Origin of the sequence: Rhodopseudomonas sp. BR0C11, assembly GCF_010820945.1 — a bacterium.
GTDB classification, from domain to species: Bacteria; Pseudomonadota; Alphaproteobacteria; order Rhizobiales; family Xanthobacteraceae; genus Rhodopseudomonas; species Rhodopseudomonas palustris_H.
The window spans coordinates 1-7,692 of the sequence record NZ_QTKI01000229.1 but is presented as its reverse complement, the minus strand read 5'-3'; the positions used below and the strand labels follow the sequence as shown (position 1 = coordinate 7,692).

Sequence of the window (7,692 nt, the reverse complement as noted above, 5' to 3'; positions counted from 1 at the left end):
ATGGTGTTGAGCACGAAGCCGTTGACGCCCTGCGAGCGATCGCCCTCCGGCGCGCCGGTGCCGGCCGGCGCTACGCCGACGTCGATCGTCACCGTGCCCGGCGCTTCGAACCGGATGATCTGCCAGCGATCCACCAGGCCCGGCTTGCCGAGCTGCGCGGCCCAGAACGGCGGCGGTTCGATGCCGTGCATCCAGCGCATCACGGTAACGGTGCGGTCGCCATGGGTGACGTCGAACGGCGCCTCGGCCACCGCCTCGTTGCCGATCGACGAGCCGTGCACATAGGTCTCGTGGGTGAGGTCCATCAGATTGTCGACGACGAGGCGCCAGTCGCATTTGGCGTAGATCGTCTTGCCGTCGCCGGCCCAGGCTGGATCGTTATTCCAGTGCATGTCGGGGACGAGTGCCGGATCGGCCAGCGTCGGATCGCCCATCCACAACCAGACGAAGCGATGCCGCTCGACCACCGGATAGGAGCGCACGCAGGCCGACGGATTGATCGTCTCCTGCGACGGCATGTAGGTGCAGCGACCCTGCGGATTGAACTTCAGCCCGTGATAGCCGCAGACCACGGTGTCGCCCTCGAGTCGGCCCTTCGACAGCGGCACCAGACGGTGCCAACAGGCGTCCTCCAGCGCGGCGACGCTGCCGTCTGCCTTTCGATACATCACGACATGCTTGCCGCAGATCGTGCGCGGAAACAGCGCGTGCTTGATGTCGGCGTCCCAGGCCGCCGCATACCAGGCGTTGAGCGGAAAGGCGGGCATCGTGGCCTCCCTGTGCATTATTGATTGGGTTCAGATTGTATACAGGAAAGGTAGGATGACAAGGAGAAGCTGCAAAATCGGCCGCGTATTGGGTAATAGATGTATACAGAAAGCCGCTTGAGGAGCGCTGCTCGCTGAGCTGGCAAGGCGGTAAAGGACTGAGCCGACAACGAAAATGGCCGGGACAAGCCCGGCCATGACGCAAATTCTTATGGATCGATCTTGAGCCTGCGCCTCAGACCGCGCACCGGCTCAGCGCGTAGCCCGCGAGCGCAGCGAGAGGCGGGGCCGCACGAGACCCGCATGTCGCGACGCTCATGCGGCTACCTGCTGGGGTGAACGCAGCGCGCAGACCATCTCGGGATTCCGGGCTCGCGCTACGCGCGCCCCGGAATGACGGCGGGAGAGGTTGCTACACTTCCCGCCGGCTCAAAAACGCCAGTCGTTCGAACAGATGCACGTCCTGCTCGTTCTTGAGGAGCGCGCCGTGCAGCGGCGGGATCAGTTTGCGCGGGTCGCGTTCCTTGAGCTGCTCCGGCGTCATTTCCTCGTTGAGCAGCAGCTTCAGCCAGTCGAGCAGTTCGGAGGTCGACGGCTTCTTCTTCAGGCCTGGGACGTCGCGAACTTCGAAGAAGATCTTCAGCGCTTCGGCGACCAGACGCTGCTTGATGCCGGGGAAGTGGACGTCGACGATCGCCTGCATGGTGTCGGCGTCCGGGAACTTGATGTAGTGGAAGAAGCAGCGGCGCAGGAAGGCGTCCGGCAGTTCTTTTTCGTTGTTCGAGGTGATCACCACGATCGGGCGCTTGGCGGCCTTGATGGTTTCGCCGGTCTCGTAGACGTGGAATTCCATCCGGTCGAGTTCGAGCAGCAGGTCGTTCGGGAATTCGATGTCGGCCTTGTCGATCTCGTCGATCAGCAGCACCGGGCGGTGCTCGGCGGTGAACGCCTCCCACAGCTTGCCGCGCTTGATGTAGTTCTTGATGTCGGAGACGCGCGGATCGCCGAGCTGGCTGTCGCGCAGCCGCGACACCGCGTCGTATTCATACAGGCCCTGCTGCGCCTTGGTGGTCGACTTGATGTGCCAGGTCAGCAGCGGCGCGTTCAGCGCCTTGGATACTTCCTCCGCCAGCACCGTCTTGCCGGTGCCGGGCTCGCCCTTCACCAGGAGCGGCCGTTCGAGCACGATCGCCGCATTGACGGCGACCTTGAGGTCGTCGGTCGCCACATAATCCTTGGTGCCGGTGAACTTCATGCGTTTCAGCCTCGTCTGATCCGGCGCGCGCGCCGTTGTTGTTGTTTGTTGATTGGTGGTGGTTGGAGGAGAGGGAGCGGCCGCAGGCAGCGACCGCTGGCAGGCGGTGTCGGTATCAGGCTCTGCGGATCATCGCCAGCAGCACCAGGACGATCACGGCGCCGATTGCGGAATTGATGATCGCGCGGAAAATTCCGACGCCGAGATTGACGCCGAGGAACGGCAACAGCCAGCCCGCAACCACGGCGCCGACGATGCCGATCACGACATTGCCGACCAGTCCGAATCCGCCGCCGCGAACGATCAGCCCGGCGAGCCAGCCGGCGACCGCGCCGACCAGAAGCCAGACCAGAATGGAATCGATCCCCATTGCGCTCCTCGTCCTTGTTCGTCTCGCTGCCGGCGCTATGCACCGGCAACAGGCGCGACTTTAGCGCGCATCCTGCGGGACAGGCTACCGATTTTGCAGGCTGCGGCAAGCGGCGGACTGCGCGCGCTGATTGTAGTGATCGCTGGTGGCCGCGCTACGAGGTTGCGTCGGCGTCGGCCGAGTGATGATCCGGCTGCAGCGGTGCGGCGTCCTCGACGAAGGCGGCAGCTGCCGTGACGCAGCAGTCGCGGCCGCGCCGCTTGGCTTCATACAGCGCGATATCGGCGTCACGCAGCAGCACGGTGGAGTCGCACGGGGCGGCGCCGCAGGCAATGCCGACGCTCACCGTGACGCAGCCGCGGGCCGACGCGGGATTCCGGATCTCGAGTGCGCGCACCGCGGCCTGCAGGGTCTCGGCGAAGTCCCTCGCAGCGGCCGCATCGGTGCCCGGCAGCACGATGGTGAACTCCTCGCCGCCGTAACGTGCCGCGAAGCCGTGCACCCCTGCGACCAGGCCGGCGAACAGATGGCCGAGCTGCCGCAGCGCGTCGTCGCCGCCCTGGTGGCCGAAATGATCGTTGAAGCCTTTGAAGTCGTCGACGTCGATCATCAGCACCGACAGCGTCGGCGCCGACGTGATGACACGGCCGACGAATCCGTCGAGCGATCGGCGGTTGGGAAGACCAGTGAGGCCGTCCGTCCGCGCCAATTCCGCCAGGCGGGTATTGAGGTCTTCGACTTCTTTTTCGATCGCCTTGCGCCGCGTGACGTCCCGCAAGGTGCTGACGATGCAATCGGTGGGGCCGTCTTCGTTCCGGGTATAGGCGAAATTGGCTTCGAGCCAGACCAGCCGCCCCTCGGGACAGCGCATCCGGAACTCGACGCACAATCCGGCCGGCGTATCCGGCAACTGGGCGCCGACCGCCTCGACCAACGGCACATCGTCGGGGTGCACCAACACGGTCCAGTAGCGGCCGACCAGTTGATCGGGCTTCAGACCGAGGACAGTCTCGACCGACATCGATACGAACCGCAGGATGCCGACCTCGTCGCTGAGCACGATGACGTCGCCCATGTTGGCGTCGATCAGCCGATAATGCGCGTCGCGTTCGCGCAGCAGGTTCTGCACTTCCTGGCGGGTGCGCAGTTGTGCCGCAAGGCCTGCCGCGAGCAGCACGACGCAGGCCAGCATCGCAGTCGCGACCGCCGCGTCGGAACGCACCGCCTCGCGCCATCCCGCCAGCACCGCCTCTTCGGTGCGCGCCACCGTCACCACCAGCGGATAGCGGGTGATCTGCCGGTAGGCGAGATATTTGGACAGGCCATCGAACGGCGAGACCGTGAGATAGAAGCCGTCGGGACTGTGGGGGAGCGCCTTCTGGAACAGCACGGAATTCGACATGTCGCGGCCGCTCTGCAGCGACGGCCACTGGATCAGCAGTCGTCCGTCGCTGTGCAGCAGGCTGATGCTGCCGCCGATGCCGAGATCGATGGACTTGTAGAAATCGCGGAAGTAATCGCCCGCGATGGTCGCCACCACCACACCGGCAAAGCGGCCGTGCTCGGTCTCCAACCGGCGGCTGACGGCGAAGATCGAGTGCCCCGAGGTGCGGGACTGGATCGGGCCTGTGATCAGCAGCTGGTTGTCGTCATGATCGAGGTGGTAGCGGAAATAGCTGCGATCGGCATTGTTGAGCTGCGGCACCGGCGTGACGGAGGCGTATTTGATGTTACCGGCCGCATCGGTGATCGCGACGTCGGTGAGTTGCGGCAGGTTGTCGACGAGGGCGCGCAGCCGCTCGTTGAAGGCGTCGCCCGGATTCGGCCGCCACTTCAGGAACGAGACGATGTCGTCGAGCACCACGTCGGCGCCCTGAAAGGTGTGGGTGGCGTGCTCGGCGAGCGAGTGCGCCAAATTCCGTATCTCGGTTTCATTCTGCGCCAGCGCGATCTTGCGGGAGTCGTAGCCCTTCCACACCACCAGCCCGAGCACGCTGGCGCTGAGCGCGATCACGAATATCGCGACGACCAGCGTCGCGGTGGAGACGCGGCCGATCCAGCTTCGGAACAGGAGAGGGCGAGGGGACATCGACAAAGGCCATTCGTAAGGCGCCTGTGCTTGCACCCCGGATGCTTTACTGAGTCATAATTCCATTGCTCGGATTTGCGCCTATCGGGCGCATCGGGGCGAGTTTTCAACAGTCGCAACGGAGGTATTCTGTCTTGACGGGGCTGCAGGGTCGGGCAATCTGTCGTTCATGTTCCTGCAATTCTTCACGTCGCTGCGCGACGCCCAGGTTCCGGTCACGCTCCGCGAGTATCTGACGCTGATGGAGGCGCTCGACGCCGACCTCGCCGATCAGAGCGTGGAGAATTTTTACTACCTGTCGCGCGCCGCGCTGGTGAAGGACGAGCGCAATCTCGACAAGTTCGACCGGGTGTTCGGGGCCACCTTCAAGGGCCTGGAAAACCTGCTCGACGCGATGGAGAAGGCGGAAATCCCGGCCGAATGGCTGAAGAAGCTCGCCGAGAAGTATCTCAGCGAGGAGGAGAAGAAGCAGATCGAGGCGATGGGCTGGGACAAGCTCATGGAAACGCTGAAAAAGCGCCTCGAGGAGCAGAAGAAACGCCACCAGGGCGGCAACAAGTGGATCGGCACCGCCGGCACCTCGCCGTTCGGCGCACAGGGCTACAATCCAGAAGGCGTGCGGATCGGCCAGGAGAAGAGCCGGCATCAGCGCGCCGTGAAGGTCTGGGACAAGCGCGAGTTCAAGGATCTCGACGGCAACGTCGAACTCGGCATCCGCAACATCAAGGTGGCGCTGCGCCGCCTGCGAAAGTTCGCCCGCACCGGCGCGCCGGACGAACTCGATCTCGACACCACGATCCGCGAGACCGCCAATCACGGCTATCTCGACGTGCATATGCGCCCCGAGCGCCGCAATGCGGTGAAGGTGCTGGTGTTCTTCGATATCGGCGGCTCGATGGACAGCCACGTCGCTCAGGTCGAGGAGTTGTTCTCGGCGGCCAAGAGCGAATTCAAGCACATGGAATATTTTTACTTCCACAACTGCCTGTACGAAGGCGTGTGGAAGCAGAACAAGCGCCGGTTCACCGACCGCACCCCGACCTGGGACGTGCTGCACAAGTTCCCGCACGACTACAAAGTGGTGTTCGTCGGCGACGCGTCGATGTCGCCTTACGAGATCATGGTGCCGGGCGGCTCAGTCGAGCACGTCAACGAAGAGGCCGGTCACGTCTGGCTGGAGCGGGTGCTCCGCACTTATCCGCACGCGGTGTGGCTGAACCCGGTGGCGCAGCGGCACTGGGACTATTCGGAATCCACCACCATTATCCGCCGCCTGTTCTCCGAGCGGATGTATCCGATCACGATCGAAGGCCTGGAAGGCGCGATGCGCGAGCTGGTGCGCTAGGATTAGATCGCGCCGTCATTCCGGGGCGCGAGCGACAGCTCGGGACCCGGAATCTCCCGGATCTACACACCGAGATGCCGGGTTCGCGCTGCGCGCGTCCCGGCATAACCAACCAAAACTGATAAGAAACGAAAACAAGGAACGACCATGCCCCAGACCATCACCCGCGGTATCAAGACGATGCTCGACGAGGCCAATTCGTCGATCGAGACGCTGACGACCGCGGACGCGATCGCGTTGCACAAGTCCGGCGCCAGCGACGTGGTGATCGTCGACATCCGCGATCCGCGCGAGATCGAGCGCGACGGCAAAATTCCGGGCTCGTTCTCCTGCACCCGCGGCATGCTGGAATTCTGGATCGATCCGCAGAGCCCGTACGCCAAGCCGATCTTCCAGGAAGACAAGAAGTTCGTGTTCTATTGCGCCGGTGGCTTGCGTTCGGCGCTCGCCGCCAAGACCGCGCAGGACATGGGCTTGAAGCCGGTCGCTCACATCGAGGGTGGTTTCGGCGCCTGGCGCGATGCCGGCGGCCCGATCGAAGCCTGGGCGCCCAAGAAGAAGTGAGCGCGGCGCATTGGGAGTCGATCTCCGCTGTCGGATCGTCACACGCGGGCTTGACCCGCGTGTCGCTTGCTTTCTTCGTCATTGCGAGCGAAGCGAAGCAATCCAGCTTCGTGCACTGAGCTGGATTGCTTCGTCGCTGCGCTCCTCGCAATGACGGGGTGGGCTTGATTTCCTTCGACCTCTCCGAGGCCATCCCATGACCACTCACACCGATCCCTTGGTCTCCACTGATTGGCTCGCTGCGCGGCTCGGCGATCCGACCGTCAAGATCATCGACGCCAGCTTCAAGATGCCCGGCGTACTGCCGTTGCCGGCGGACGATTATCTCGCCGCGCACATTCCGGGCGCGGTGTTCTTCGACGTCGATGCGGTATCGGATCACAGCAGTTCGCTGCCGCATATGTATCCGAGCGCCGAGCAGTTCGCGCGCGACGTCGAGGCGCTCGGCATCTCGTCCGGCGATACCGTGGTCGCATATGATGCAGGCGGCTGGGTTGCGGCGCCGCGGGCGTGGTGGATGTTCCTGTCGTTCGGCCATGCCGACATTCGGATCCTCGACGGCGGGCTGAAGAAATGGGCGGCCGAGGGCCGGCCGACCGAGTCGGGCAAGCCGACGATTACGCCCGGCCGGTTCAGCGCCAAGCTCGATGCGTCGTTCATCCGCAGCCGCGATCAGCTCGTCGCCAATCTCGATAGCGGGGCGGAGCAGGTGATCGACGCCCGCGCCGCGCCGCGGTTCGAGGGCAGTGTCGCCGAGCCGCGTCCCGGCCTGCGCGCCGGCCACATCCCGGGCAGCCGCAATCTGCCCTACAACGAACTGTTCGACGCTGCGACCGGCACGATGAAGCCGTTGGCTGATCTGCGGCAGGCGTTCGAGCGGGCAGGGCTCGATCTCGGCCGGCCGGTGGTCACGAGCTGCGGCTCCGGTGTTTCGGCGGCGGTGCTGACGCTGGCGCTGTATCGGCTCGGCGTGCGCGGCTCGGCGCTGTACGACGGCTCGTGGTCGGAATGGGGCCTTCAGGACGGTCCGCCGGTCGCAACCGGTCCAGCGGCGTAACCGCAGCTTCTCTTACAGACCGGTACCCGATCCCGACTGCGGCTGCTCGGCGCGCGGCGTACGCCGCCGCGCCACCTGGCGGCGCTTCTTCAGCGGGCGCCGGACCACCGGCTTCGGGCGCGCCACCGGCAGCGGCGTCGCGTCCGGCGGCGGCAGGGTTTCGCCGATCGATCCAGTGACATCGGTGGTCGGGGTGTCTGCGGCCGGGGCCGCAGGCGTGGCCGCGCTGGGTGCGGTGGTGTTGG

The 7,692-nt window shown here is 64.8% G+C and carries 7 protein-coding genes and 1 pseudogene; 3 read left to right on the top strand and 5 right to left on the bottom strand.

Annotation, left to right across the window (positions count from 1 at the left end):
• The 4 genes from DYI24_RS16940 to DYI24_RS16925 form a co-directional block, all read right to left on the bottom strand.
• The coding region (locus tag DYI24_RS16940) for a Rieske 2Fe-2S domain-containing protein (RefSeq protein WP_164573132.1) at nucleotides 1-767 on the bottom strand (767 nt) is incomplete at its 3' end.
• Between the two features lie 412 nt (nucleotides 768-1,179).
• Entirely contained in the window at nucleotides 1,180-2,022 is an 843-nt protein-coding gene (locus DYI24_RS16935) for an AAA family ATPase (protein ID WP_164573131.1), read from the bottom strand.
• Nucleotides 2,023-2,137: 115 nt separating this feature from the next.
• Nucleotides 2,138-2,392, bottom strand: a complete 255-nt coding sequence (locus tag DYI24_RS16930) for a GlsB/YeaQ/YmgE family stress response membrane protein (RefSeq protein WP_013501497.1) — start codon at nucleotides 2,390-2,392, stop codon at nucleotides 2,138-2,140.
• A 154-nt stretch (nucleotides 2,393-2,546) separates the two neighbouring features.
• Nucleotides 2,547-4,481, bottom strand: coding sequence for a diguanylate cyclase (locus DYI24_RS16925; protein ID WP_164573130.1), 1,935 nt, complete (start codon nucleotides 4,479-4,481; stop codon nucleotides 2,547-2,549).
• A gap of 169 nt (nucleotides 4,482-4,650) precedes the next feature.
• Here DYI24_RS16925 and DYI24_RS16920 point away from each other — a divergent pair, with 169 nt between their 5' ends.
• The 3 genes from DYI24_RS16920 to sseA all read left to right on the top strand — a co-directional run bounded on the left by DYI24_RS16920 (nucleotide 4,651) and on the right by sseA (nucleotide 7,447).
• On the top strand, nucleotides 4,651-5,826 hold the full coding sequence (locus tag DYI24_RS16920; RefSeq protein ID WP_107345375.1) for a vWA domain-containing protein: 1,176 nt from the start codon (nucleotides 4,651-4,653) through the stop codon (nucleotides 5,824-5,826).
• Between the two features lie 147 nt (nucleotides 5,827-5,973).
• Entirely contained in the window at nucleotides 5,974-6,390 is a 417-nt protein-coding gene (locus tag DYI24_RS16915; RefSeq protein ID WP_107345374.1) for a rhodanese-like domain-containing protein, read from the top strand.
• Nucleotides 6,391-6,586: 196 nt separating this feature from the next.
• On the top strand, nucleotides 6,587-7,447 hold the full coding sequence (gene sseA / locus DYI24_RS16910; RefSeq protein ID WP_164573129.1) for a 3-mercaptopyruvate sulfurtransferase: 861 nt from the start codon (nucleotides 6,587-6,589) through the stop codon (nucleotides 7,445-7,447).
• Nucleotides 7,448-7,459: 12 nt separating this feature from the next.
• Here the strand turns inward: sseA and DYI24_RS16905 are convergent.
• A pseudogene (locus DYI24_RS16905) lies at nucleotides 7,460-7,692 on the bottom strand (hypothetical protein); the annotation flags it as partial.